General features: G+C 70.6%; 25 protein-coding genes. 8 read left to right on the forward strand and 17 right to left on the reverse strand.

Annotation, left to right across the window (positions count from 1 at the left end; genetic code table 11):
- Window positions 1-37 precede the first annotated feature (37 nt).
- Window positions 38-232 carry a DUF397 domain-containing protein gene (locus OIE47_RS05980; protein WP_326560489.1) on the reverse strand — a complete coding sequence of 65 codons (195 nt, stop codon included), beginning with the start codon at window positions 230-232 and terminating at the stop codon, window positions 38-40.
- Complete coding sequence (locus tag OIE47_RS05985; RefSeq protein WP_326560490.1) at window positions 223-1,011, reverse strand: helix-turn-helix domain-containing protein; 789 nt, start codon at window positions 1,009-1,011, stop codon at window positions 223-225. Before OIE47_RS05985 ends, OIE47_RS05980 begins: the two co-directional genes overlap by 10 nt.
- Window positions 1,012-1,472: 461 nt before the next feature.
- Between OIE47_RS05985 and OIE47_RS05990 the strand changes: the two genes are divergently transcribed.
- From OIE47_RS05990 to OIE47_RS06005, 4 genes are all read left to right on the forward strand, one after another.
- Window positions 1,473-1,739, forward strand: coding sequence for a flavin reductase (locus OIE47_RS05990; protein ID WP_442792058.1), 267 nt, complete (start codon window positions 1,473-1,475; stop codon window positions 1,737-1,739).
- Window positions 1,736-1,954: a hypothetical protein gene (locus OIE47_RS05995; protein ID WP_326560491.1), complete on the forward strand. Its 219-nt coding sequence runs from the start codon at window positions 1,736-1,738 to the stop codon at window positions 1,952-1,954. Before OIE47_RS05990 ends, OIE47_RS05995 begins: the two co-directional genes overlap by 4 nt.
- 28 nt (window positions 1,955-1,982) lie before the next feature.
- Window positions 1,983-2,249 carry a hypothetical protein gene (locus OIE47_RS06000; RefSeq protein ID WP_326560492.1) on the forward strand — a complete coding sequence of 89 codons (267 nt, stop codon included), beginning with the start codon at window positions 1,983-1,985 and terminating at the stop codon, window positions 2,247-2,249.
- Window positions 2,250-2,344: 95 nt separating this feature from the next.
- Window positions 2,345-2,725 (forward strand): VOC family protein, encoded by a 381-nt coding sequence (locus OIE47_RS06005; RefSeq protein WP_326560493.1) that lies wholly within the window; start codon window positions 2,345-2,347, stop codon window positions 2,723-2,725.
- 92 nt (window positions 2,726-2,817) lie between these two features.
- Here OIE47_RS06005 and OIE47_RS06010 read toward each other — a convergent pair whose 3' ends face one another.
- From OIE47_RS06010 to OIE47_RS06055, 10 genes are all read right to left on the reverse strand, one after another.
- Entirely contained in the window at window positions 2,818-3,897 is a 1,080-nt protein-coding gene (locus tag OIE47_RS06010; protein WP_326560494.1) for an acyltransferase family protein, read from the reverse strand.
- Window positions 3,894-4,538 (reverse strand): M15 family metallopeptidase, encoded by a 645-nt coding sequence (locus tag OIE47_RS06015; protein ID WP_326560495.1) that lies wholly within the window; start codon window positions 4,536-4,538, stop codon window positions 3,894-3,896. The genes OIE47_RS06010 and OIE47_RS06015 overlap by 4 nt, the downstream gene beginning before the upstream one ends.
- Window positions 4,535-5,710 (reverse strand): UDP-N-acetylglucosamine--N-acetylmuramyl-(pentapeptide) pyrophosphoryl-undecaprenol N-acetylglucosamine transferase, encoded by a 1,176-nt coding sequence (locus OIE47_RS06020; RefSeq protein WP_326560496.1) that lies wholly within the window; start codon window positions 5,708-5,710, stop codon window positions 4,535-4,537. The genes OIE47_RS06015 and OIE47_RS06020 overlap by 4 nt, the downstream gene beginning before the upstream one ends.
- A gap of 3 nt (window positions 5,711-5,713) precedes the next feature.
- On the reverse strand, window positions 5,714-6,703 hold the full coding sequence (locus OIE47_RS06025) for a D-alanine--D-alanine ligase family protein (protein WP_326560497.1): 990 nt from the start codon (window positions 6,701-6,703) through the stop codon (window positions 5,714-5,716).
- 1 nt (window position 6,704) lies between these two features.
- Entirely contained in the window at window positions 6,705-7,868 is a 1,164-nt protein-coding gene (gene alr, locus OIE47_RS06030) for an alanine racemase (RefSeq protein WP_326560498.1), read from the reverse strand.
- Window positions 7,869-8,284: 416 nt separating this feature from the next.
- Window positions 8,285-8,704, reverse strand: coding sequence for an alternative ribosome rescue aminoacyl-tRNA hydrolase ArfB (arfB, locus tag OIE47_RS06035; RefSeq protein ID WP_326560499.1), 420 nt, complete (start codon window positions 8,702-8,704; stop codon window positions 8,285-8,287).
- Window positions 8,705-8,791: 87 nt separating this feature from the next.
- A complete protein-coding gene (locus OIE47_RS06040) occupies window positions 8,792-9,709 on the reverse strand; it encodes a S1C family serine protease (RefSeq protein ID WP_326560500.1) in 918 nt (305 codons plus the stop codon).
- Window positions 9,710-9,788: 79 nt separating this feature from the next.
- The gene (locus OIE47_RS06045) at window positions 9,789-10,748 is read right to left on the reverse strand and encodes a VWA domain-containing protein (protein ID WP_326560501.1); all 960 of its coding nucleotides are present in this window, start codon (window positions 10,746-10,748) and stop codon (window positions 9,789-9,791) included.
- Window positions 10,745-11,764, reverse strand: coding sequence for a DUF58 domain-containing protein (locus OIE47_RS06050; RefSeq protein ID WP_326560502.1), 1,020 nt, complete (start codon window positions 11,762-11,764; stop codon window positions 10,745-10,747). Before OIE47_RS06050 ends, OIE47_RS06045 begins: the two co-directional genes overlap by 4 nt.
- Window positions 11,761-12,816 (reverse strand): AAA family ATPase, encoded by a 1,056-nt coding sequence (locus OIE47_RS06055; RefSeq protein WP_326560503.1) that lies wholly within the window; start codon window positions 12,814-12,816, stop codon window positions 11,761-11,763. Before OIE47_RS06055 ends, OIE47_RS06050 begins: the two co-directional genes overlap by 4 nt.
- A gap of 223 nt (window positions 12,817-13,039) precedes the next feature.
- Here OIE47_RS06055 and OIE47_RS06060 point away from each other — a divergent pair, with 223 nt between their 5' ends.
- Window positions 13,040-13,990: an endonuclease/exonuclease/phosphatase family protein gene (locus OIE47_RS06060; protein WP_326563005.1), complete on the forward strand. Its 951-nt coding sequence runs from the start codon at window positions 13,040-13,042 to the stop codon at window positions 13,988-13,990.
- 50 nt (window positions 13,991-14,040) lie between these two features.
- On the opposite strand, the gene cimA is transcribed toward OIE47_RS06060, so the two are convergent.
- Both cimA and OIE47_RS06070 read right to left on the reverse strand, forming a co-directional pair.
- Window positions 14,041-15,630, reverse strand: a complete 1,590-nt coding sequence (cimA, locus tag OIE47_RS06065; RefSeq protein WP_326560504.1) for a citramalate synthase — start codon at window positions 15,628-15,630, stop codon at window positions 14,041-14,043.
- A 239-nt stretch (window positions 15,631-15,869) separates the two neighbouring features.
- Window positions 15,870-16,754, reverse strand: a complete 885-nt coding sequence (locus OIE47_RS06070) for an aminoglycoside phosphotransferase family protein (RefSeq protein WP_326563006.1) — start codon at window positions 16,752-16,754, stop codon at window positions 15,870-15,872.
- A 409-nt stretch (window positions 16,755-17,163) separates the two neighbouring features.
- Between OIE47_RS06070 and OIE47_RS06075 the strand changes: the two genes are divergently transcribed.
- Window positions 17,164-17,490, forward strand: coding sequence for a PRC-barrel domain containing protein (locus OIE47_RS06075; RefSeq protein WP_326563007.1), 327 nt, complete (start codon window positions 17,164-17,166; stop codon window positions 17,488-17,490).
- 41 nt (window positions 17,491-17,531) lie between these two features.
- Here OIE47_RS06075 and OIE47_RS06080 read toward each other — a convergent pair whose 3' ends face one another.
- The gene (locus OIE47_RS06080) at window positions 17,532-18,920 is read right to left on the reverse strand and encodes an MFS transporter (RefSeq protein ID WP_326560505.1); all 1,389 of its coding nucleotides are present in this window, start codon (window positions 18,918-18,920) and stop codon (window positions 17,532-17,534) included.
- Window positions 18,921-19,065: 145 nt separating this feature from the next.
- Between OIE47_RS06080 and OIE47_RS06085 the strand changes: the two genes are divergently transcribed.
- Window positions 19,066-19,809 (forward strand): tyrosine-protein phosphatase, encoded by a 744-nt coding sequence (locus OIE47_RS06085; RefSeq protein WP_326560506.1) that lies wholly within the window; start codon window positions 19,066-19,068, stop codon window positions 19,807-19,809.
- A gap of 103 nt (window positions 19,810-19,912) precedes the next feature.
- On the opposite strand, the gene OIE47_RS06090 is transcribed toward OIE47_RS06085, so the two are convergent.
- Window positions 19,913-21,010, reverse strand: coding sequence for a branched-chain amino acid aminotransferase (locus OIE47_RS06090; protein WP_326560507.1), 1,098 nt, complete (start codon window positions 21,008-21,010; stop codon window positions 19,913-19,915).
- A 215-nt stretch (window positions 21,011-21,225) separates the two neighbouring features.
- Complete coding sequence (locus OIE47_RS06095) at window positions 21,226-22,257, reverse strand: 3-isopropylmalate dehydrogenase (RefSeq protein WP_326560508.1); 1,032 nt, start codon at window positions 22,255-22,257, stop codon at window positions 21,226-21,228.
- A gap of 221 nt (window positions 22,258-22,478) precedes the next feature.
- On the opposite strand from OIE47_RS06095, the gene OIE47_RS06100 reads away from it, so the two are divergent.
- The gene (locus tag OIE47_RS06100; protein WP_326560509.1) at window positions 22,479-23,417 is read left to right on the forward strand and encodes an FAD:protein FMN transferase; all 939 of its coding nucleotides are present in this window, start codon (window positions 22,479-22,481) and stop codon (window positions 23,415-23,417) included.
- The last annotated feature ends 291 nt before the right edge of the window (window positions 23,418-23,708 follow it).

Consider the following 23,708-nt stretch of genomic DNA (forward strand, 5'->3'; position numbering starts at 1 on the left):
CTTGCTGGGCATGCTCTGTGAGTGGATTGCGATCGAGTTAGGGGCGGCGAGCAGCTACGTCGGCCACGAACGCCTGCCAAGCGGCAGGACCGAACGCCAACGTCCCACCCTCACGGTCCTTGGTATCCCGCACGAACACCCGCCCCGGCAAGTTCCCCGCCACTTCGACGCAGTTGCCACCATTGGTGTTGCTGCGGCTGCTCTTACGCCACCGGGCGCCGGTCAGGTCCATGTCTCTGCCACTTCCGATATCAACTCGAGGGACTGCTGATGGGGTAGAGCCTCGCCCCGGATGGATTCCCACACCTGAACCGCGTGTCTCATGTCCTCTGCGCGGTCGAACGTCTGCCCATGCAACTGACCTTCAATATAGACAACGTCCTCGCCGACGGGCGGGGTGGCGATCACGAAGGGGCCGTTGAGCCCAGCGTACGCGCCGACGGACAGCGGCACGACGTGGATTCGCACCCGTGGCATCGATGTTCCGAGCTTCACGAGGTGCTGGAGCTGCTCCTTCATGACCGTGGGACCACCAACGGGCCGGCGCAGCACGAACTCGTCGATGACCACGGTCAGCAGCGGTGGATTTTCCCGAGTCAAAATTTCCTGCCGCTCCAGTCGTGCGACCACTTGCTGCTCAATCTCTCCCGGTGCAAGCAAGGCCGAGGCAGCAAGCAACGCTCGGGCATATGCCTCGGTCTGGAGCAAGCCGGGCACAAACAGGGGCTCGAAGCTTCGAAGGGCAATGGCCTCCGCCTCGATGCCGGCCCACTCGCGGAACCAGGCCACCATCCCGTCTCGGCTGATCAGGCGTTGGATGCGGACGAACAGGCCACTGGTGTTGAACACCGAGTCGCAGCGGCGGGCGAAATCGGCGCTGGGGCGACGGTCGCCGTTTTCGATCTTGCCGACGAGGGCGGTCGAATAGCTGATCGCCTCGGCGAGTTCCTGCTGGGACATTTCAGCGGCGATGCGGATCAGTTTCAGCTCTTCGCCAAAGTGGTCGAGCATTGGTGATCTTTGCACGGACAACCTCCGGACAAGTTTGCTACCAACGGATCATGAGGCCCTACTCGATGGGCGGTCTGCCCAATGAGTCTCCCCAACATAGTGAAGTCCACAGCAGAGTGTCACTAGCGGAACCGCTCGGACCCATCGGCAAGTGGACTCGGACGGGCGGGACTGCGGGGCCGCCCCGGCTTCCCCGCCCAACCTCCCCGGGGCGGCCCCTTCCAACGACGAGAACGGAGACGATTCATGTCCGGCGAAGACAACGAGACAATCGGTCAGCACGACAGACCCACAATGGAAGTTCCACCGCGCGAGATGACCCCGGACCTGCCGCCGGCCCGCGCGCCGAGAAGACGTTCGACAAACCGAGGACCCGGGTACGACGACCCGCCGGTCCCCCCACTCGAACTGTTCGCGGTCGGCGTCTCCGGACGCGTACGCCGTGATCCTCACCGGCCGGCGTGACCGCGCGTACGCGTACCCGAAGGCGACCGCACCTGCCGATGCGGCCGACGTGGCGGTGCCGGGTCTGCGCAGCCGACTGGCCGTGCGGTCCGGCCCGACTGGCGCTGCTGGCGGAGTTCCACCGCAACCGGGTCGCGCTCTGCCTCTACCTCTCCGCCCAGTACGTCCGCGCCCTGGAAGACCTCGCCGAGTACGCACCGAACGCGCCCCGCGAGAACCTCTACAACCGTTTCATCGCCTGGCCGCCGGTGCCGCGCCGATGACCGAACCGGAACGTCCCCGACTGGTGAAGGTGACCTTCAACCTCACCCCGTCGGCCAACACGGCACTGGACCGGCTCGCCCAACTCGACGGCAATCGCACCGACGCGCTCAATCATGCGGTGAAAATCGCCGCACTCCTGCATGACCTGGCGCCCGAGGGGCATTTCACGATCGTGCGGGAGGATGGCGTACCGCGCGAGATCTACCTGATCTGACAAATCTTCGAGAAAAGGTGCGGCCAGCGTGGACAACGACGATCTGCTCGCCCCGCACCGCCCCGATCCGGCGTGGAATTGCGGTGACTGCGGCGAGCTGTGGCCGTGTCCGGTGTTTCGCGGTCGGCTCCGGTCGCTCTATCGCGGCGACACGGAGAAGCTGACAACATTCATGCGGCATTTCCGGGAACGGGCGGCGGTCGATCTGGCCGACCTCCCCCCGGCGCAGATCGAGGCCCGATTCCTCGGTTGGATATCGGACCCGCCGCCGCGCCGCCGACTCCGCTCGATCTGACGGATCCGCCCGATCTGACGGCTCGGCGGGGCGGTAGGTGGGCGGTGAGTGGGGAACAATGCCGGGAACATCCCCAAGGATCCGGGAGGGACACCATGGCCCCGCCGCCTCGCATGATCGTCTCCGGCATCGTGCTCGACTCGCCCGACGCCCAGGAACTCGCGGCGTTCTACCGGCGGCTGCTCGGGTGGAACGTGGAGCAGGACGAGCCGGACTGGGTGAAGCTCTCCGCTCCGGTGGGTGGTGCCGGGCTGTCGTTCCAGACCGAGTCGGCGTACGTGCGGCCGACCTGGCCCGCCGGCCCGGACGACCAGCAGATGATGCTGCACCTGGACATCGAGGTGGACGACCTGGAGGTCGCCGGGGCACACGCGCTCGCGGCCGGTGCCACGCTCGCGGACTTCCAACCCCAGGATGACGTACGGGTCTACCTCGACCCGGCCGGTCACCCGTTCTGCCTCTTCCTGCCGGGCTGACAGGCTGCCGGGCTCGCACGGCACGCCCCGATCGGTCACGTCCGGCTCCGCCCCGTGACGGGCCGGACGTGACCGTTCGGGGCGGCTCCGGCTCAGACCGGATGCGACCCGACCTGACGGGACCGCACCGGCACCCGCGCGAGGCGGTTCAGGGCGCGCTTCAACCGGGGTGCGAGCGGGCGTTCGACCACCACGTGGATGGCGTACGCGAGGGCGCCCATGCCGCCGATCAGGGCGGCGAGCAGCACCCATTTCAGCCCCGGATACGGCGTCACCAGCGGGCCGAACCAGCCCAGCAGGACAAACCCGATGTGGGCGTGGACCAGGTAGAGCGGGTAGGTCAGTGATCCGGCCACCAGGAACCACGGGCGGCCGATCCCGGCGGTGGCCTCCAGCGCGATCAGCGTCACCACCATGAAGATCAGCCAGATGACGCCGATGATGACCGCCGGGTGGAACCCGGTCCGGTAGCGCTCGGCCACGTCGGCCGCGAACCCCAACCCCCGGTAGACCGCGTTCGCGTACGCCAGCACCAGGATCGCCACCAGCTCCCAGCTCGGGCCGAAGCGGAGCAGCAGGCTCAGCGCCATCCCGGCGATGAAGTAGTGCGAGAACGTGGTCTGGAGCAGCAGGTCGGCGGCGGACGGCAGCAGCCCGAGTTCGTGCAGCCCGGTCAGGGCCAGCCACCCCCAGAGCGCGGCCAGGACCCGGCGGCGGGTCAGTCCGACCAGCGCCAGGACGAACACGACCAGGTAGAACCGCAGTTCGGCCCAGAGCGTCCAGTAGACGACGTCGATGTTGCCGACGTTGACCGCCGGGTTGAGCATGGTCAGGTTCGCCAGGTACTGCACCGGGCCGACCGGGAACCTCCCGGAGACGACGCTCACCACGGCGGTGAGGGTGACCGCGACCCAGAACGCCGGATAGAGCCGGACGATCCGGGAGACGACAAACTCCCGAGGGGTACGGTTCCAGGCGCTCGACAGGACGACGAACCCGCTGATCACGAAGAACAGGTCGACGCCGAGGTAGCCGTACCGGGTCACCTCGCCGAGCACCGGGAAGGTGACCGGGCTGAGGCCCTGCATCCAGGCGGAGAAGGTGTAGTGGAAGACCACGACCGCCAGCGCTGCGATGATCCGCAGGAGGTCGACTTCGTACAGCCGCCTCACGTCAGGTCGACCGGGCCGTACCGGGTGCTGTCGGCCCGCGTGTTCAGGGCCCAGTAGCGGTCGCCGAACGACCAGTGCCACCACTCGGTCGGGTAGTTGACCATGCCGGCGGCCGACAGTGCCGTACCGAGGATGTCGCGGTTGGCCCTGGCCTCGGGTGAGATGTCGGGCGAGCCGGTGAAGCAGGCGTTGGCGCTGGCCACCGGGCTGTCGTTGACGGCCGTACCCATGTCGAGTTCGTCGCCGTCGGCGGTGCAGAGGGTCAGGTCGACGGTTCCGCCGGTGCTGTGCGGGGCCACCTCGGGCGGCGAGACGTACTTGCTGGCCTCGACGTGCAGGCGCGCCGGCTCCCACCGTGGATACCGCTGGCGGAGTTCGTCCTTGTAGTCCTCGAAGTAGGTCGTCTGCAACGTCAGCGGCCGGTAGCCCTCGACGATGAGGAGGCGCAACCCGTACGGCAGGGTCCGCTGGGCGGTCAGCAGCCGGGCCGCGGTCTCCTCCCGCAGGTGGGCGTACGCACCGGCGGGGTCGGCGAGCCGGTCGTCGACCCGGAACCCGTCGATCCGACGCAGGTCGACCAGGGGTTCGTTGTTGTCACCGAGCGGGATCGCGGAGATCCGCCGGTCGGAGAGCAGGATCATGACCCGTACCGCCCGGCGGCGTCGATGATCGCGGTGGCGACGGCCGCGGCGGCGTCGGGGCGCCCGTAGCGGCGGGCGGTGTCGGCCAGATGTTGGCGCCGGTCGGGGTGGTCGAGCAGCATCATGATCTCCTCGCGGAGGCGGTCGGGGGTCGCGTCGGGGCCGGCGAGCATCCGGGCCGCACCCGCTTCGGCCAAGTGCCGGGCGGTACGCCGCTGCTCGTCACCCCCGGTCGGGATCAGCGGAACGAACACGCACGCCTTGCCGAGGGCGGTCAGTTCGGCGACCGTTCCGGCCCCGCTGCGGGCCACCACGATGTCGGCGGCGGCGAGCACGTCCGGCAGCTCGTCGTGTACGTAGTCGACCACCCGGTACCGGTCCCGCAGGTGCTCCGGCAGCCCGTCCGCGATCAGCCGCATCCGGTCGAAGGAGAACTCGCCGCACTGGTGCAGGATCTGGCAGCCGGCGAGCAGGTCCGGCAGGATCTCCGCGATCAGGTTGTTGACCTGGACCGCGCCCTGGGCGCCGCCGGTGACGTACAGCAGCGGCAGGTGCGGGTCGAGGCGGTACGCGGCCAGCGCCCGACCCCGGTCACCGCGCAGGATCTCGGGCCGGATCGGGTTGCCGGTGACCACCGCACGGGCCCTCGCCCGTTCGGGCAGGTGGTCGACCGAGGACTCGTGGCTGAGCAGGATCCGGTCCGCGATCCGGGCCAGGATCCGGTTCGCCAGCCCGAGGGTGAGGATCTGCTCGTGCATGACCAGCGGCCGGCGGGTCAACCAGGCCGCGATCCCGATCGGTACGGAGACGTACCCGCCGGTGGAGAGGACCACGGCGGGCCGGGTACGGGCCACGATCATGATCGCCTGGAGGATGCCGAGCGGGATCCGGAACGCGTCCGCGAAGTTGCGCCCCAGCTCCCGCAGGTTCGGTGACCGGCGCAGCTTCCCGGTGGTGATCGCCTGGAACGGGATGCCCTCCTGTCGGGCGATCTTCGCCTCCAGGCCGTGCGCGACACCGACCCAGAGCAGTTCCGGTTCGGTGCCGGCGACCGCGAGCCGGGCGCGCAGCGTACGGATGGTGGTCAACGCCGGATAGGTGTGCCCGCCGGTCCCGCCGCCGGTGACGACCACCCGGATCCCGCGCAGGTGCTCCGCGCTGTAGATGACCATGGGTCAGGCCGCCGCCGCGCCGAGCCGGGATTCCTTGAGCGCACCCGCGACCAGGATGTCGAGCAGGGCGGGGAAGGTGATCCCGGCCCGCTGCCAGATCTGCGGGTACTGCGAGGCGGCGGTGAAACCGGGGAACGTGTTGACCTCGTTGACCACCGGTTCCTGCCCGGTGTGCGGGAGGAAGAAGTCGACCCGGAGCAGCCCCCGGCAGCCCAGGGTGGTGAACGCCCGCACCGCCCGGTCCTGGAGCATCCGGGTCGAGTCGGGGTCGAGCGCGGCCGGGATGTGGAAGACCGCCCCGCCGTCGTACTTGGCGTCGTAGTCGAAGAAGGCGGCGCTGGCGACACTGATCTCCAGCGGTGGACCGGCCTCGATCCGGCCGTCCGGGTGTTCCAGTACGGCGACGTCGATCTCGCGTCCGCGTACCGCCGCCTCGACCAGTACCCGCGTGTCACTCTCCCGCGCCAACTCCAACGCGGCCGGCAACTGCTCCCACCGCTCCACCTTGGACACACCGATGCTGGAGCCGGCGCGGGCGGGCTTGACGAAGACGGGCAGGCCCAGCCGGTCCCGGTCGGCCGCCGACAGTTCCTGCCCCGGACGCAGGGTCACCCCGTCGGCGACCCGCAGTCCGTCGGCGGCGAGGAGGCGCTTGGTGACCTCCTTGTCCATCCCGGCTGCGCTGGCGAAGACCCCGTTTCCGACGTACGCGACGCCGAGCCACTCCAGCATCGACTGGACCGTCCCGTCCTCCCCGTACGGGCCGTGCAGTGCCGGGAACACGACGTCCTGGCTGCTCAGGGCCTTGAGTGCGGTGGTGAGGGTGGCCGGGTGGCCGTCGATACGCCACCGGCCGTCCCGCTCGATCAGGACCTCGGTCACGTCGTACGCGTCGCGGTCGAGGTGGGCGAGGATGCTCTCCGCCGAGCGGCGGGAAACGTCGTGCTCGCCGCTGCGCCCACCGAAGAGCACCGCCAGCCGGATGTTCGTCAACTCATCGCTCCAAGTGAAGATGTACCCGCGCCACCCGCGCGCCGATCCCGGTCATGACCTCGTGCGGATTGGTCCCCGCCCACCGCGCCCACTCCCCCACCGTCGGCTCCGCCGCCGCAGCACCCGGTGCCCCGCCGCCAGCGCCGGCAGCGCCGGGACCGAAGACGACAACCTCGTCGCCGAGGGCCACCGGCAGGTCACCGGCGTCGACGACGCACTGGTCCATGGCGATCCGGCCGACGATCGGGCACCGCCGACCGCCGAGCCACACCGACGCCCGATCCTCGGTGGTCCGGGACAGCCCGTCGGCGTACCCGAGCGGGATCAGCGCGAGGGTGGTCGCCCGGTCGGTGACGTGTTCGGGCCCGTACGACACCCCGCTGCCGGCCGGCACCCGCTTGACGTTGACCACGCTGGTTCGCAGGGTCATCGCGGGGCGCAGTCCGAACCGTCCGGGACCGGTCGGGTCGAACGGGTCGACGCCGTACAGGGCGAGTCCGATCCGGCAGAGGTCGTACCGCGCCTCCGGTACGCCGAGCGCTGCCGCCGAGTTGGCCAGGTGGACCACCTCGGGGGTCAGGCACGCGTCCCGGGCGATCCGCAGCGCCTCCCGGAACGTCGACACCTGACCGGTGACGCTCCGGCTGCCCGGCTCCTCGGCGTTGGTGAGGTGGGACCACACCCCCCGTACGCGGACGCTGCCCTCGGCCTCGTACTTGCGGGCCCAGGCGACGAGTTCGGGCCAGTCGTCGCCGTTGGCACCGTTGCGGGACAGGCCGATGTCGGCCTTGAGCTGCACTGTCGCGGGGGTACCGAGCCGGGTGGCCGCACCGGCGACCGAGTGCAGGTGGGTGAGGGTCGACACCGCGATGTCGACCCGCGCGGTGATCAGGTGGGTGAAGTCCTCGTCCGGGCGGTGCAGCCAGCTCAGGATCGGCGCCCGGATCCCCGCCGTACGCAGGGCCAGCGCCTCCGTGCTGGAGGTCACGCCGAGCCAGGTCGCTCCGGCCCGTACGGCGGCTCGCGCGACCGGCACCGCGCCGTGCCCGAAGGCGTCGGCCTTGACCACCGCCATCAGCCCGGTTCGGGCCACCCCGGCGACGGTACGGACGTTGTCCCCGATCGCCGAGAGGTCGATCACCGCCTCGGCCAGTTGCCCGCTCATCGGGCCCGCCCGAGCGGGAGCGCGGTCGCCGGGTCCGCCGACAACCACGAGAGGAACGGGTGCCCCGCAACACAGGGAGTCACCAGATAGGTCCTTTCTCGCGATATATCGGGTAAATGCGAGCCGCACCCCGGCCCGACCAGGTCCCCCACCAACACCCTGCGCGACTATACACAGCATGTATACACGCAGTGTCTACACCACCAAACCCCACCCCAACCCCGCCCCTCCCGCCGAAGGGCGCGCCTCTTGTAGAGAAAGAGTGGCTATCCCGGCGAGGGAGGCCACTCTTTCTCTACAAGAGCGTCGATCTTGGCGGAGGTGAGTGGAGGCGGACACCCTTGCGATGATCGTCGGGGGGCGTGTGGATCCTGTGAAGAAGTGACCATCGCGCCGTTTTGTGACGGCAAACTCGCTCAGTCGTCGTCGGAGCGGCGTAGGCGCTTGGTCTGACCGCGTCGCTTCTTGTCCGCGATCCGGCGCTCCTTCGCGCCCCGCGAGGGCCGGGTCGCCCGGCGCGGCGGAGCCGGCGGCGCGGTGGCCTCGGCCAGCAGGGCGGCCAGCCGCTCCCGTGCCGCCTCCCGGTTCATGAGCTGCGACCGGTGCTCCGAGGCCGTGATGGTCAGCACCCCGTCGACCAGGCGGTTCGCCAACCGGTCCAACGCCCGCGCCTTGAGATGCTCCGGCAGGGCGGTCGACCGGCCCAGGTCGAAGGAGAGCTCCACCCTGGAGTCTGTCGTGTTCACGCCCTGCCCGCCGGGACCGCTGGACCGGGAGAAACGCCAGTTCAGTTCCGCGTCGGGGATCGCCGTACCGGGGCGGATGGGCAACGTCACGACGCCGGCCGTCCGGCTCGGACGATCGTCATGTCGTCAGCCATGGCTAGAGGCTAGCCTCCCGCCCCGCTACTCCCGCCGGCAATTTCAGCCGCCCTTGCCGATGATCGTGTCGGCCACCTGCTGGACCTGCTCGATCGGGATGGCAAAACCGATACCGATCGACCCCTTGCCGTCGATGGTGGCGATCGCGGTGTTCACCCCCACCACCTCACCCCGGGCGTTGACCAGTGGGCCACCCGAGTTGCCGGGATTGATCGGGGCGTCGGTCTGCACCGCCCGGTGCCGGTTGTTGCCGAGCTTCACCTGCCGGTCCAGCGCGCTCACGATGCCGGCGGTGACCGTACCGGAAAGTCCCAGCGGCGAACCGACCGCGAGCACCGGCTCACCCACCTTGGTCGCGCCGGGTTTGGCCAGGACCAGCGGGGCCAGGCCGGCGCCCGCCGGAACCTTGAGTACGGCGATGTCGCTGCCCGAGTCGCGCCCCACCACCCGGGCCGGCAACTGCCGGCCGTCGGGCGTCTCGACCATCACCGTCGGCTCACTGCCGGCGCTGGAACCGGTGCCGGCCGCCCCCGGACCGGCCGACGCGGCAGCCGCACCGGCCTGGGCCACTATGTGGTCGTTCGTGATCAGATGCTGCTGGTCGTCGATGGCGAAGCCCGACCCGGTGGCCATTCCGCCGCCACTGGCCACGGTCACCGACACCACACCGGGTACGACCTGCGCCGCCGCGCCCACCATGTCCGGCGGGAGCGCGGTCGGCGATGCGGACGCCTGCGGATCCGCACCGTCCTGCCCGGCGACATAACCTCCGGCGAGCCCGCCGGAGGCGAGTGAGAGCGCGATCACGGCCAGCCCGGTCAGCAGAATCCGTCGCCACCGCCGCCCGGCCGAACCGGAACCGTCGCCGTCCCCGTGGCCCCGCCCACCCGCCGCCGGGTCGAGATCGGGTGAGATGAACCATGGGCCGCGCGGCTCGCCCAGCCCGCTCTGCTGTGCCATAGCGCACTCCTCGTCTGGTCGGTCCCGCTCCCGCATCCCCATCCAGCCAGTTCCCGAACACGTTCCGCGCCCGGCCCGCTCAGGGAAGCCGGGAGAACCAGACCATCGACCCCGCCGCCGCGCCCAGGGCCAGCAGCAACCCCACCCCGATGAACCGGGCCGACACGTCCTGCTCCTCGGTGCGGTAGCCGACCGACGTACCGATGTCCTGGTAGACGGCCCGCAGTTCGGCGCTCGTACCGGCCTCGTGGAACTCGCCGCCGGTCTCCTCCGCCACCGTCCGCAGGGTCTGACCGTCGACCGGCACCCGGATCGGTCGCCCACCCCGGTCGATGTAGCCGGCGGCGGTGCCGAACGAGATCGTGTGCACCGGCACCTTCAGCTTCACCGCGTCGTCCGCCGCCGTCATCGGATCCCGACCCGAGGTGTTCGCCCCGTCGGAGAGCAGCACGATCCGGGCCGGCGGCGGTTCCTGCGCGGCCTGGGAGTCCAGCGTCCGTACGGCCTCCAGGGAGGTGCTGATCGCCTCACCGATCGCGGTCCCCTGGACCCCGGTGCTTCCCTCGGCCAGGCGCTTGATCCCGAGGTGCAGCGCGCTGCGATCGGTCCCCGGCGGCACCAGTACGGCGGCACTCCCGGCGAACGCGACCAGTCCCACGTTGAACTCGTCCGGCAGCGCGTCGACGAACTTCTGCGCCGCGATCTTCGCCGCCGCCAACCGGTCCGGTTCCACGTCGGTGGCGAGCATCGAGGTCGACACGTCCACCGCGACCATGACGGTGGCCCGTTCCCGGGGCACCTGCACCTCCGCCGCCGGGCGGGCGAACCCGACCACCAGCAACGCCAGCATCGCCAGGAACAGGCTCGCCGGTACGTGCCGGCGCCAGGCCGGACGTTTCGGCGCCACCCGGTCGAGCAGGCGCAGGTTGGTGAAGCGGACCGCGTACTGGCTGCGTCGGCGCTGCATCAGGACGTACCCGACGGCAACCGCCAGTACGCCCGCGAGCAGCCACAACCGCTCCGGAGACTGCCAGGTCACCAGCCACCCCCCGGTCCCGCCGCCACCGTCGTGCCGGCCGGACGGGCCGGTGGACGGGCAGCTCTGGCCAACCGTCGCCGGGACTGCACGTGCCGGGCGATGTCGGCGATCCAGTCCCGATCCGTACGCAACGCGAGGTGCTCGGCGCCGGATCGGCGTACCGCCCCGGCGACCAGTTCCCGCTGCGCCTGGGCGGCCTCGGCGAACCGCTGCCGTACCCGCCGGTCGCCGGTCGACACCTCGCGGCGCTGCCCGCCCTCCGGGTCCACGAACGTGATCACCCCGACGTCGGGCAGTTCCAGCTCGCGGGGGTCGACCACCTCGACCGCGAGCACCTGGTGTCGGGCGGTCAGCCGGCGCAGCGGCCGTTCCCAGGTCGGTTCGCCGACGTCGGCGTCCGGCAACCCGTCGAGGAAGTCGGAGACGACCACGGCCAGCCCACGCCGAGGGGTGGACGAGTTCAGCGCGGCGATCGCCTCGGCCAGGGCAGGCGGACGTACGCCGTCGCCACCGCGCGGGGCGACGAGCAGCGTACGCAGCAGGCTCATCAGATGGTCACGACCGGTACGGGCCGGAAAGCGGCGGACGCCCTCCGGACCGAGTACGTGCGCGCCGAGCCGGTTGCCGGATCCGGCGGTCAGGTAACCGATCGCCGCCACCGCCGCCACCGCCAGTTCCCGCTTCTCCACCTCGGCGGTGCCGAAGTCCATGCTCGGGGTCGAGTCGACCAGCAGCCAGGTGGTCAGTTCCCGGTCCGCGTCCACCTCGCGTACGTGCGGCAGCGTGGTCCGGGCGGTGACCGCCCAGTCCATCCGGCGTACCTCGTCCTCGCCGGGCCGGTACTCCCGGCTGCCGGAGCACTCGGAACCCGGTCCGGGCAGCAGGCTGAGGTACTGGCCGTGCAGCAGCCCGTCGAGCCGGCGGTTGATCGCCAACTCCAACCGACGCAGCCGCCCCTCCGGCGCAAGCTCCCCCAACGACGCGCCGTCGCCGTGTTCCCGGTCAAAGCTGGTCATGCTGCGGCCAGGCCGGGGGCGCGGTTGTCGTCGCGGCGGGCGGGGGCGATCCGGGGCGGGGGTACCGCCTCGATCAGGCGGCGGACCACCGCCTCGGCCGGGATCCCGTCGGCGACCGCGTCGAAGGAGAGGACCAACCGGTGCGAGATGACGTCCACCGCCAGTTCCCGGATGTCCTCGGGGAGCACGTAGTCGCGGCCACGCAGCATGGCCTGGGCCCGTGCGGCGGCCACCAGGCCGAGGGTGGCCCGCGGGCTCGCGCCGTACGCCAGCAGTGGCGCCACGTCCTGCAGCCCGAACCGGGCCGGGTTGCGGGTGGCGAGGATCAGCCGGACGACGTACTCGGCGAGGGCGTGGTGGACGAAGACCTGGGAGGCCCGGTGCTGCAACGTACGCAGCCGGTGCGGGTCCAGCACCCGGCGTACCCGGGGGCGGTCGGTGCTCATCCGGTAGAGGATGGCGAGTTCGTCCACGTCACTGGGGTAGTCGACGGTCACCTTCATCAGGAACCGGTCCCGCTGCGCCTCCGGGAGCTGGTAGACGCCCTCGGACTCGATCGGGTTCTGGGTGGCGAGGACCAGGAACGGGTTCGGGACCGGATAGCTGGTGCCGCCGATCGAGACCTGGCGCTCGGCCATCGCCTCCAGCAGCGCCGACTGCACCTTCGCCGGGGCCCGGTTGATCTCGTCGGCGAGCACCAGGTTCGCCATGATCGGGCCGAGTTCCACGTCGAAGGTCTCCTTCGACGCCCGGTAGATCCGGGTACCGACGATGTCCGACGGGACCAGGTCCGGGGTGAACTGGATCCGGGAGAAGCTGCCGCCGACGACGTTCGCCAGGGTCTGCGCGGCGAGCGTCTTCGCCACCCCGGGTACGCCCTCCAGCAGGCAGTGCCCGTCCGCCAGCAGCGCGGTGAGAAGCCGCTCGACCAGGCGGTCCTGGCCGACGATGACCCGTTTGACCTCAAACAGGGTCTGTTCAAGTTCGGGGCCGGTCGACGTTGTCTCGACCGGCCTGGGCCCACTGGCCAAGGTGTCCGACATGTCCGTCACGGTGCAAGCTTCCCCGTCAGGGCACGGGCAAACATGTAAGGACCGGTCTTTGTCCAACCGGCCACGGAACGGTGCAGGGCGCCCCTTACTACTGAATCAGACCGGGAGCGACACGAAACCACCACATCCACCCACTACGTTGATCGGCATGACCGCCCCGAACACGAGCACCGAACCGGCACCGCCAACGCAACAGCCGCCACCGGCACGGGACGACGGGCGGATGCGGCGGGTCGTCACGATCGTCTGCTGGGTGCTGGTCGTGCCCGGTCTGGTCTGGGCGGTGATGCGGCTCGGCGGGCTGGAACGGGGAGCCCTGGCGCAGGGAGTGGCCTTCACCCCGTACGTCGTGCTCTGGACCCTGGTCCCGTTGGGGCTGGCCCTGGCGCTGCGGCGCTTCGCCGCCGCGGGCGTCGCCGCCCTGGTCACGCTCGCACTGGCCGCCGTGGTGGTGCCGAGGGCGCTGCCCGACAGCCAGCCCGACACCACCGGGCCGGCGCTGCGGGTGATGACCGCCAACCTGCTCTTCGGCGGCGCCGACGCGGAGGCGCTGATCAACCTCGTCCGCGACGAACGGGTGGACGTGCTCGCCCTCCAGGAGTTCACGGCCGAGGCGGGGAACGCGCTCGTCCGGCTCGGCCTCGCCGAAGTGTTGCCGTACCGGCAACTCGGCGCGGAGACCGGGGCGGCCGGTTCGGCGCTCTACGCCCGGTTCCCGCTGCGCGACGGCGGCGTACGGCAGAACCCGGGCGGCTTCCACCAGGCGTATGCAACGGTGCAGGTGCCGGGGGCGCCGCCGGTGCTGGTCGAGTCGGTGCACCCGATGGCCCCGTACGCGCTGGAGGCGCTGCCGTCCTGGCGTACGGACCTGGAGGCCGAACCGCCGGCCACCCCGGACGGCCCGTTACGGGTGCTGGCCGGGGACTTCAACGCCACCCTCGACCACGCGCCGCTGCGTCAACTGCTGGACACCGGTTACGTCGACGCCGCCGACGCCACCGGCAGCGGGCTCACCGGCACCTGGGGCCCGTACGACGGTGACCCGCTTCCCCCGATCGCCATCGACCACGTGCTCGCCGACCGCCGGATCGCCGTGGAAGAGGTGCGGGTGCACGCGCTCGCCGACAGCGACCACCGCCCCTTCCTCGCCGAACTCTCCCTCCCCGCCGCCTGAGCAACGGAAGGCTCCTTCCCGCTGGCGGACCGGCGGGAAGGAGTCACTCCTTACACCTCGGCGGGCTCGCGGGAGACGCCGTACGTGAGGGCGTCGACCAGGGCGTGCCAGCTCGCCTCCACCACGTTGTTGTGTACGCCGACCGTGGTCCAGTCCCGGCCCCGGTCACCGGTCGTCTCGACCAGGACCCGGGTGATCGCCCCGGTGCCGTGGCTGCCCTCCAGGATCCGCACCTTGTAGTCGGCCAGTTCGAACGTACGCAGGGCCGGGTAGTGCCGGGTCAGCGCCACCCGCAGCGCCTCGTCCAGGGCGTTGACCGGACCGTTGCCCTCGGCGGTGGCGATGACCCGCTCACCGCGTACCCGGATCTTGACCGTCGCCTCGGAGACCACCGAGCCGTCCTCCCGGTGCTCGACCAGCACCCGGTACGACTCCAGGGTGAACGGCCGGGGCACGTCCTGACCGGGCAACTCGGAGCGGACCAGCAGCTCGAACGAGGCGTCTGCGGCCTCGAACGACCAACCGCCGGCCTCCAGCTCCTTGACCCGCTTGGTGACCCGGGACAGGGCTTCGGGATGGCCGGCCAGGTCAATACCGAGCTCACGGCTCTTGAGCTCGATGCTGGCCCGACCGGCCATCTCCGTCACCAGGATCCGCATGTCGTTACCGACCAGCGTCGGCTCCACGTGGTTGTAGAGCACCGGATCCACTTTGATCGCGCTCGCGTGCAGCCCCGCCTTGTGGGCGAAGGCGGCGGCCCCGACATATGCCTGGTGGGTGTCGGGGGCGATGTTGGCGATCTCGGTGATGGCGTGCGAGACGCGCACCATCTGTTCCAGGCAGCCGTCCGGTAGGACGGGCAGCCCGAGCTTGAGTTGCAGGTTGCCGACGACGGTGAACAGGTCCGCGTTGCCGGGGCGTTCGCCGTACCCGTTGGCGGTGCACTGGAAGTGCTCGACGCCCGCCTCGACGGCGGCGACGGTGTTGGCGACCGCGCAACCGGTGTCGTTCTGGCAGTGGATGCCGAGCCGGTTCGGGCTGATGCCGAGCCGCCCGGTCAGGTCGTTGATCGCGGCGGTGATCTGGGACGGCAGCATGCCGCCGTTGGTGTCGCACATGACCACCCGCTCGGCGCCCGCCGCGAGCGCGGTCTCGACCACCGAAGCGGTGTACGCCGGGTCGTACCGGAAGCCGTCGAAGAAGTGCTCGCAGTCGAGGAAGACCCGGCGTCCCTCGGCGACGAAGTGCGCGACGCTGTCCCGGACCATCGCGAGGTTCTCCGCCCCGGTGGTGCGCAGGGCCCGTTCGACGTGCCGGATGTCGGACTTGGCAACCAGGCAGACCGCGGGCGTCTCGGCGTCGAGCAGGGCGCGTACCTGGGGGTCGTCGGCGACCGCCAGACCGGCCTTGCGGGTGGCACCGAACGCGACCAGGGTGGCGTGACGAAGCTGGAGTTCGGTACGGGCGCGGTGGAAGAACTCGGTGTCCTTGGGCATCGCGCCGGGCCAGCCGCCCTCGATGAAGCCGACGCCGAACTCGTCGAGCAGCCTGGCCACGGCCAGCTTGTCGACCACCGAGTAGCTGATCCCCTCACGCTGTGCACCGTCGCGCAGCGTCGTGTCGAAGACCTGGAAAGCCATCTGATTCCTTTCGAGAGCAGCACTGTCCGTCCGGCTGCGGCCCCAAGGCCGGACAAACAAAATGACCCCCCGCTGATGCGGGAGGTCTGCGCGCTCGGCGGAGGGGTTGCCGGCGCGCTAGTCGCGAATAATCAGTACGTGCTGGGTCACGCTCGGTACTCTGCCACTCCCGACCGGATTCCGGGAGGGAAAATCCACATCTCGGGACTGCCGGACCGGATCGTGGCCGTCGGCAGCCGTCATTCGAGCAGGGCGTCGAGGGTGTGGCGGGCGGTGTCGGCCATCACCGGATTGGTGTCGACGTAGTACCAGAGGGCGCCGATCGCCTGGAGCAGCGCCCATCCGCGCCCCCGCCGCCAGGTGGCCTCGTCGACACCGAGCGCCCGCCGGTAGGACTCCCGGGCACCGGGGCCGAGCAGGTTCCACGCCGGCTGGAGGTCCGCCGCCGGGTCGCCGACGTACACCGCACCGAGGTCGATGACGGCGGCGAGCCGGCCGTCGCGTACCAGGATGTTGCCCGGCATCAGGTCGGCGTGGATCCACACGTCGTCGCCGTCGTTGGCGGGCGCGTCCAGGCAGTCCGCCCAGATCCGGGCCAGCGTCGCCGTGTCGGTGAGGTGCCCGCTGCGGGCGAGGCAGTCGCGTACGTAGTCGTCCTTGGTCCGTAGCGGACCGCCCCGCCCGTGACCTGCCCACTTCCGGCCACCGGTGTCGATCCCGTGCAGGGCGGTGACGAATCCGGCCAGGTCACGGGCGAAGACGTCGCGGTCACCGATGCTCCCGGCGCTCGCCGTCTCACCGGGAATCCACCGGTACGCCGTCCACGGTCCGCCGTACCCCTCCCCCGGCTCACCGATGGCGAGCGGCTCCGGAACCGCGACCGACACGTACGCGGCGATGCGCCGGGCGTTGGCCTGCTCGGTGAGCAGGTCGTCGCGCAGTTCGGGGTCGAGGTTGGGTTGCAGCGGGAAACGCAGGACGATGTCCTCGCCGAGGCGGAACAGCGCGTTGACGGTGCCGTACGAGGTCACCGGGCGTACCGGGAGGGCGGACCAGTCCGGGAACTGGGCGGCCACCAGTGCGGCCACGACGTCCGTGGTGATCTCGACCTGATCGGCGTGCATCCTCACCGACCGATCCTCACACCCGGCCGGACCGCCCGCGACCCCGGACGGCCCGGCACCATTCGGACCGGTCGCGTCGGAACGGGTCGGGTGACCGGTAGGTGTAGCTTCCGGCGACTCTGGGTAGCAGGTTCCGGGACAGCGAAGTCGAGGACGAGAAGAGGAGTGAAAGCCAATGAACAGGCTCGATCCTCAGCCGACCCCGGACCAGAACCCGGAACCGATCCCGTTTCGGACCCCGGAGCCGACGCCGGACCAGGCGCTGGACCCGACCAGCCGTCGCGGACCCGACGAGTGGACCGGCACCGCCTCCGCGGAGACGTACCAGTCGACGGGCACGCCCCTTCCGCCGGGCGCGTATGAGCCTGACGGCTCGTTCCAGCCGTGGCGCTACCGGGACGACGCCGGCGTGACCGGCGCCGACCTGGTCGGCTACCACGTGGAGGCGACCGACGGCAGCATCGGCAAGATCGACCGTGCCAACTACGAGGTCGACGCCAGTTTCCTGGTGGTCGACACCGGGCCGTGGATCTTCGGCAAGAAGGTCATGCTGCCCGCGGGCGTGGTCAATCACGTCGACCACGAGGACCGCAAGGTCTACGTGGATCGGGACAAGGCCCAGATCAAGGCCGCTCCCGAGTACGTCGAAAGTGACCAGACCGATCCGGTCTACCTGGACAAGATCGGTGGTTACTACGGCGGCATGTACGGGCTGCCCGGCACACGGCCGCTCTGACCGTGACCGGACGGTAGTTCCAACCAGACCGGGCCGACCGCTCAACCCGGTCGGACAACCGAGGCGGGCCGGTGGGCTTCATCCCCACCGGCCCGCCGTCCGTCTGCCGCCGTGTCGTGCTGCTGTGGCGCCCGCAGGTGGCGTACGGACGGCGAGCAGAGGGCGCCCACGGCGGCGAGCAGGACCACCCCGGCGCAGCACAGCATCGCCGGCCGGGGGCCGAACCCGGTCGCCGCCGCCCCGACCAGGAGCAGCCCGATCGGGCCGAACATGAACGAGCCGAGGGCGTCGTACGCGCTGATCCGGGACAGCAACTCCGGCCGGATCTCCCGTTGCAGGGTCGTCTCCCAGAGGACGTTGCCGATGTCGACGCAGATTCCCGTGACCACGCCTGCCAGGACCACTGTCCACAGTGGTGCACTCAGGCCGAGCAGCAGGTAGAGCGGGACGGCGGCGAGACACGCCGACACCGCCACCAGCATCGGCCGGCGGGGTCGGAGCCGGATCACGATCGCCACCCCGATCAGCATTCCGACCGCCTCACCGACCAGCACCGCCGACCAGGCCCCCGCCCCGCCCAACTCCCGCTGCGCCAGCACCGGCCCGAGCACCCCGTGCACCGCCTGCGTCGTCGCCACCGTGAACGCGAACTGGACCACCATCACCCACAACCACTGCCGACCCACGAACTCCCGCCACCCCGCCCGCAGCTCAGCCACCACCGACCGTCCCGGACCTGCGCCGGCCACGGCTGTTGCTGTGGATCCGGCTGCGGATCCGGCTGTGGCTGTGGATCCGGCATCGGGCACGACGTGCGCGACCTTGACCTCGCCCGTCCGGGGCGGTCGCAGCCCGGCGACAAACACCCCGGACAGGGCGAAGAACGCACCGCAGAACGCCAGCGCCGGGCCGCCGCCCAGCAGCACCACCGTCGTGCCGCCGAGCGTGAAGCCGGCCAGCCGGGCGGTGTTCGTACCCATGCGAAGCAGGCCGTTCGCGGTCTGCAACCGGTCCGCGGACACCACCTCGGGCACGATGCCCAGGATCGCGGGAAAGAGCACCGCGACCCCGACCCCGGAGAGCGCGGCGCCCGCGACCAGCGCCGGCAGCGGGGCGCGGCCGGTCACCAACATGACCGAGAGCAACAGGTACGCCGCCGCGCAGAGCAGTTCACCCGCGATCATGACCCGGTAGCGGGGCAGCCGGTCGGCCAGTACCCCACCGGCGAGCATGAAGACGATCTGCGGCACCGCCTGCCCGACGAGCACCAGGGAGAGTGTGGTCGGCGTCGCCCCCGCCAACCCGAGTACGCCGAACGCGAGCGCCACCGGCGCGAACGCACCACCGAGCACGGACGCGGTACGGGCGGCGAACAGCAGGGCGAAGCGACGGTCCCGGAACAGGTGCAGGTCTTCCCCGTAACTGTGCACCCAATCAAGACAATCACTGTCTCGCCACCGTGGGGGATGTGCTTTGCCCTGATCACCGCCGGTCCCGCGCACCGCGATCCCCGGGCCACCGGCGCCATGATCATGACGTCGCCGACCGGCACGGGGGAGCCGATATGGTGAGTCCATGGACGCTTCCCCGGTCAGCCGCGTGACCGCCTTCGCCAGCCTCTTCAACTTCCGCGACGTCGGTGGTTACGCCGGACTCGACGGGCGTACGGTCCGCTGGCGACGGCTCTACCGGTCGGACTCACTGCACCGGATCGACGACGCCGACCAGGCGATCCTCGCCGAGTTGGGCATCCGTACGGTGCTGGACCTGCGCCGGCCGCACGAGGTGAAGCGGGACGGGCGGGTGCCCGCCTACGAGGGGCTGGACTACCGGCACATCCACCCGGAGCACCGGGAGTGGGACGAGGTCCCGTACGACGAGCAACTGGGCGTCGCCCACTACCTCGCCGAGCGGTACCGGGACCTGGCCGAGACCGGGGCAGCCGGCATAGCCCAGGCGGTCGGGACGATCGCGGACGAGGACGCGGCACCGGTGGTGGTGCACTGCGTGGCCGGCAAGGACCGTACCGGGGTGGTGTGCGCGCTGACCCTGTCCGTGCTCGGGGTGAGCGACGCCGACATCGCCGCCGACTACGCCCTCAGCACCGACGCCTCGGAACGCTTCCGCCTCTGGATCACCACCCAGCTACCCCCGCGCGACTTCCCCACCCCCCAGCCCTACTACTCCTCCCCCGCCGAAGCAATGATCATCTTCCTGACCAACCTCCGCCACCACCACGGCTCAGTAGAGCAATACCTCCTGGCCGCAGGCCTAACCCCCACCCAACTCCAAACCCTCCGCACCCACCTCCTCACCTGACCCCCCGACACACGCGTTGATCATGAAGTTAGCGACGCCCCCAGGGCGAAAAACTGTCGCTAACTTCATGATCAACGGCGAAGGGCGGGCCGGCGGAGGGCGGTTAGGCGATGTGGTGGACCCAGTTGTGGGGGTCGGTGGCTCGGCCGCGTTGGAGGTCTACCAGGCGTTGGCGTAGGGCGGTGGTGACCTCGCCGGGGGTGCCGTCGGCGATGGTGAACTCGCCGTCCGGGAAACGGACCTGGCCGATCGGGGTGATCACGGCGGCGGTGCCGCAGGCGAAGACCTCGCGGAGCTTGCCGCTGGCCACGTCCGCCTGCCACTCGTCGAAGGCGACCGGGCGCTCGACCACGGTCCGGCCCTCCTCACGGGCCAGGGTCAGCACCGAGTCCCGGGTGATGCCGGGCAGGATCGTGCCGGTCAGCGGCGGGGTGACGAGGCTGCCGTCGTCGTAGACGAAGAAGATGTTCATCCCGCCCAGCTCGTCGACGTACTTGCGCTCGACCGCGTCGAGGAAGACCACCTGTTCGCAGTCGTGCTCGAACGCCTCGGCCTGGGCGACCAGCGAGGAGGCGTAGTTGCCGCCGCACTTGGCCGCACCGGTGCCACCGGGGGCGGCGCGGGTGTAGTTCGGCGAGACCCAGACGTTGACCGGCTTGACCCCACCGGAGAAGTACGACCCGACCGGGGAGGCGATCACCACGAAGAGGTACTCGTTGGCCGGGCGTACCCCGAGGAAGACCTCGCTGGCGAACATGAACGGACGCAGGTAGAGCGTGCCGTCGTCGGCGGTCGGGATCCACTCCCGGTCGGCCTCGATCAGGTGGTGCAGGGCGTCGAGGAAGACCTGCTCCGGCAGCGGGGGCATGGCCATCCGGCGGGCCGACTCGACGAACCGCGCGGCGTTGGCCTCGGGCCGGAACAGCGTCACCCCGCCATCGGCCACGTGGTACGCCTTGAGCCCCTCGAAGATCTCCTGGGCGTAGTGCAGGGCGGCGGTCGCCGGGTCCATCGGGATCGGGCCGCGGGCCTCGACCCGTGCGTCGTACCAGCCCTTACCCTCGGCGTAGCGGATCGTGACCATGTGGTCGGTGAAGACCCGACCGAATCCGGGATTTGCCATCAGCGCGGCCCGCTCGGCGGCGGATACCGGCTGAGGATTCGGACGGATCTCGAAGTCGAGCTTGTCACCACCGCTCATAGCGCTGACCTCCATGGGGTACGGCACGCGGACGGGGCGTACCGAAAGAGAAACTGGTGCCTGAAAACTTACCCCGAACGTTCGTTCAACGGGAGTCTCCGGTCGGCTCATCGACCGGGACCAACCCGAGACGGTCACGCACGGCAATGCCCGCGCCCGCCCCGTGGATTCAGGGGCGGGCGCCGACCAGGAAAAGAAGGACCGGTGGCCGGTGGTCAGGCCGCGGCGTGGGCGGCGAGCCGGTCGCCAACTTCGGCGGTGCGCAGCGCCGCGCCCGGGGTACGGGCGGCAAGCTCGGCCGCGACCGCCCCGGTTACTCGGGCGGCGGCGTCGGCGTGACCGAGATGATCGAGGAGCAGGGCGGCGGAGAGGACCGCGGCGGCCGGGTCGGCGACGCCCTGGCCGGCGATGTCCGGGGCCGAGCCGTGCACCGGTTCGAACATGGACGGGTACGCCCGCTCGGGGTTGATGCTGCCGCTGGCGGCCAGCCCGATGCCGCCGCTGACCGCGGCCGCGATGTCGGTGAGGATGTCACCGAAGAGGTTGTCGGTCACCACCACGTCGTACCGCTGGGGCTGGCTGACCAGGAACATCGCCGCCGCGTCCACGTGCTGGTACTCGGTCTCGATCTCCGGGTGGTCGGCGGCGACGGCCTCGAACGCGCGGGCCCAGAGCGAGCCGGCGTGGGTCAGGACGTTGGTCTTGTGCACCAGGGTGACCTTGCGCCGCTCGCGCCGCTCGGCTCGGGCGAAGGCGTCCCGGATGACCCGCTCGACGCCGTGCCGGGTGTTCAGGCTCTCCTCGGTGGCCACCTCGGCCGGGGTGCCCCGGTGCAGGGTGCCGCCGGCCCCGGCGTAGAGGCCCTCGGTGCCCTCCCGGACGACCACCAGGTCGATCTCGCCCGGCTTGACCGTGGCGAGCGGGCTGACCGTACCGGGCCAGAGCCGGGAGGGGCGCAGGTTGACGTACTGGTCGAAGTCGAAGCGGAGCTTGAGCAGGAGGCCGCGTTCGAGCACACCCGGCGGCACGGTGGGGTCGCCCACCGCGCCGAGCAGGATGGCGTCGTGCTCGGCCAGCTCGGTCAGGACCGAGTCCGGCAGCACCTCGCCGGTCCGGTGGTAGCGCGCGGCGCCAAGGTCGTATTCGGTGGCCTCGACTCCGGGCAGCACCGCGTCGATGACCTTGCGCGCCTGCGCGACCACCTCCGGTCCGATGCCGTCACCAGCAACCACCGCGATCCGTGCCACCGACACGTCGATACCCCTTTGTCTCTTGCGCCGTCTAGGAAACGTTAAGGCCCCGTCTCGATTTCCGGTACGCGGGTCCTAGCATCTGGGATGGGAAAACCCTCAGGACACTCTCAGCCGATACCCATGAGTTGGACATCTTCGCTGCTTATGGTGCTTCAGGTGGGTCGAAGACGGATCCCGGGCCGGTCCCGCAGCGAATTGGCAAAGGGGGCGGGGAGATGCCGATAAGTGAACGCAGCCGAACCGATCGTCACCGTTGGGTGGAGAACCGCCCACCGGCACCGGACTTTCGGCTCGGTGGCGGGCCGAGCCCCGGCCTGCCCGGTCGACCGGGCGCCGGGCTGGCCATCGCCCGCGCCGACCGGCTGGTCGCCCGGCACACCGTACGCACCTCGATCGCCGAATACTCCCTGGTCGTGAACGGTCCGGCCTGGTGGGGCCGGCGGGGACTCGGCGAGGCGATCCGGGACGCGGTGGCGGAACTGCGCGCGATCGACCTCACCTACAGCCCGGCCCGACCGGAGAGCCTCGTCTCCCGGCTCCGCCGCGGCGAGATCTCGCCCGACGCGTACCCGCCGCTGGCGGACCTGGTCGCCCGGTGCGCGGCGATGCGGGCGGCCACCGACGGCTGGTTCGACGCCTGGGCCGTACCCGGCGGGTTCGACCCCGGCGGCCTGCTCAAGGGCTGGGCGGTCGAGCGGGCCGCGGCCCGGCTGCGCGCCGCCGGCAGCGAGGACTACGCGGTGCTCAGCGGCGGCGACCTGGTGGTCCAGGGCCGCGCGCCGCACGGCGGTCCGTGGCGGGTCGCGGTGCAGCAGCCGTACGCCGGACCGCAGCACCCCAACGAGGGCAGGTACCCGATCAACCGGAGCCATCCGGTCGGCGCCCAGCGCACTCCGCTGACCCTGGAGCTGACCAGTGGGGCGATCGGCAGTTCCGGGGTGGCCGGACGCCACGACCACGTGGTGGACCCGCACACCGGTCTGCCTGCCCGTCAGCTCGTCGCGACCACCGTCGCCGGCCCCGAACTCTCCGTCGCCGACGGGTACGCCACCGCGCTGTACGCCGCCGGCCCGGCCGGACTGGACTGGTTCCCCACCGCACAGGGCTACCGCGCACTGATGGCAGTACCCCGGCAGGTCGGGGTCCAGGGCTGAACCCGACGCCGCGATCGGCCCCCACGTCTCGGCAACGATCGTGGGGGCCGGCCAGCGACGGGTACGCGTGGCTCGCGTACACGGGGTGCCGGTTACCCGGTGTGTCGACGCGCGCTCATCACCCGAAGACGAGTCCACGTCAGGGAACTCACCGGGTATCCAGTATGGAACCTAACCAATCGACGCAACTCGCCGCAAGGCCGCTTGCACGATGCGTCGCTTGAGGATATGCACCGCGCGTCAGGCGGGGTATGCACAAATTGATGAACGACGGATGGCACCCTGTACCAC

It is taken from the genome of Micromonospora sp. NBC_01796 (genome assembly GCF_035917455.1).
Classification (GTDB): domain Bacteria; phylum Actinomycetota; class Actinomycetes; order Mycobacteriales; family Micromonosporaceae; genus Micromonospora_G.